Annotated in this window: 2 protein-coding genes; one reads left to right on the forward strand and one right to left on the reverse strand. The window is 44.9% G+C overall.

Going from position 1 to position 2,150, the window contains the following annotated elements; translation table 11 throughout:
• The coding region (locus ACFO8Q_RS14725; protein WP_380026572.1) for a hypothetical protein at nt 1-322 on the reverse strand (322 nt) is incomplete at its 3' end.
• 500 nt (nt 323-822) lie between these two features.
• Here ACFO8Q_RS14725 and ACFO8Q_RS14730 point away from each other — a divergent pair.
• Entirely contained in the window at nt 823-2,064 is a 1,242-nt protein-coding gene (locus tag ACFO8Q_RS14730) for an ISL3 family transposase (RefSeq protein WP_380026573.1), read from the forward strand.
• Nucleotides 2,065-2,150: the final 86 nt, after the last annotated feature.

Consider the following 2,150-nt stretch of genomic DNA (forward strand, 5'->3'; position numbering starts at 1 on the left):
CCGCTTCCCTTGTCCTGATTGGGCTCGTGGCGGTTTGTACATCTACGGACTGTCGAAGCCGGGTTTCGGTGAATGAACCATCCGGGTTTACATACCGTTTCGATGTGGCCGTCCGAAACTGCTCCAACTCTTGCGGACCCTGCCGTGGCGATGTGAATGAAACATCACTTTTCGGCTCCTGAACTGTTTTCGGGACCGTTACAGGAGAATCCGCTTCTCCGGCCTTTGTCAGTTTTGAAAGTCCAGGAATGGGACTCAAAACAAGTCCGAGTGACAAAATCGGAATCACGACAATTCGTAATCCGAACTTTCGCATTTTCATAAAACTCCTCCTAACAAACAAAAAACAAAAAATAAGAAAAATTTAGAACAATCACTTGAAAAAGAGAAGATCAGGAACCAGAACCATTGATCGATATGTAGGACTGTTCACCACCTTATGTACAAATCGAAGCCAATGCCATTTTATCTGAACAGTGGTTGTAGTAACCATCTGTAATTTTTGGAAAATCGTATTCGTGAATCTTGAGTGTATCAATCTGCCCATCACTGTCTTGTCTTATAAGATTCGAAAAGACAAGGAGTTTTCCGTCCGGACAGTTGGCGAGCGTGTCGTTATAATCCACGAACAGGCAACTGTCAACAATCCGTCCATCGTCTGGATCTGAATGCCCCGGCGCCAACATGCTCGCTAGGAACAAACAAATCCCTTTGGCTGAGCGTAGTTTTTTGCTTCCTCGCTAAACAATGTGGGTTTATGGGTTTTCAACAGGGTCAATAATGGCTAATAGCCTATTAAACATGAATCTGGAGTGAGACCCTGTGGTAGAGCATCAAAAAGAGTTGGATCTGTTTCAAGAGGCGTTAGGGATCAAAGATCCTTGGTTCGTTTCCCATCGCGAATTTGATAAAAATGCCGGTGAGTTGCATGTATCCCTTGATTTCCCTCGGGGAGCCACATTTCCTTGTCCGGTTTGTGGCCGCACAGGCAACAAAGTATATGATGTCGTGAATCCAAATCGTACTTGGAGACATTTGGACTTTTTCCAGTACAAAACATTCCTTCATGCCCGTCTTCCTCGCATTGAGTGCAAAACCTGCAAGAAAATCTCCACAGTTCAGGTCAACTGGGCGAGACCTGCAACGGGATTTACATGGCTTTTTGAGTCGTTTGTTCTGTCTTTGATGAAAGAGATGCCCGTAGCGGCTGTGGCACGTCAAGTCGGAGAGCACGACACCCGGTTGTGGCGCATCTTTCACTATTATGTAAACCGTACGATGGATGAAATGGATATATCGCACGTAAAACGAATTGCACTGGATGAAACCTCAAGCCGCCGTGGTCACCAATACATTACCCTGTTCGTTGACATGGACACCAAAAAGGTGATCTTTGCCACCGAAGGCAAGGGATCCGATGTCTTGGTTGTTCTACAAAGGTTCCTTGAGCAAAAGGGAGTTTCTTGTTCGCAGATTCAGGAATTCTGTTGCGATATGTCTCTCGCTTTTATTGCGGGCATCGAAAAATACTTCCCTGGCGCTCACATTACCTTCGATAAATTTCACGTGATGAAGATGGTCAATGAAGCAGTCGACCAAGTTCGAAAGGAAGAACAAAAGCAGATCCCAGAACTCAATAAAACGAAATACCTTTGGTTACGTAATGAAAATAAGCTGCTGGAACATCAACGAGAAAGTTTGACGAAACTGAAAGATATGAATTTAAAGACCGCAAGAGCTTATCGCCTGAAACTTGCCCTCCAAGATTTTTGGACCGTATCAGCCCTTTTGGCTGACGTGTATCTACATGAATGGATTCAGTGGGCGATCCATAGTCGTTTAACCCCGATGGCAGACGTAGGGAGAACCATCAAAAAGCACGAAACCGGTATTCTTCGATGGTTTCAAAGCAAAATGACAAACGGACTTCTTGAGGGACTCAACAGCTTGGTGCAAGCATCGAAACGGAAAGCTCGAGGATATCGCACATTAAAAACATTCATCAGCATGGTGTACGCTACAGCGAATAAGCTGGAGATTACGGTCAAGCCTCAACAGGCTTAGTCATATTCCTTCACAGCCTAACCCGGACGAGCCGGAACCAATAGGATTTTTGTAGACCCTTGTCGAAAAGAAAGAATAATCATACT

It is taken from the genome of Effusibacillus consociatus, from assembly GCF_042652925.1.
In the GTDB taxonomy this organism is placed as follows: domain Bacteria; phylum Bacillota; class Bacilli; order Tumebacillales; family Effusibacillaceae; genus Effusibacillus; species Effusibacillus consociatus.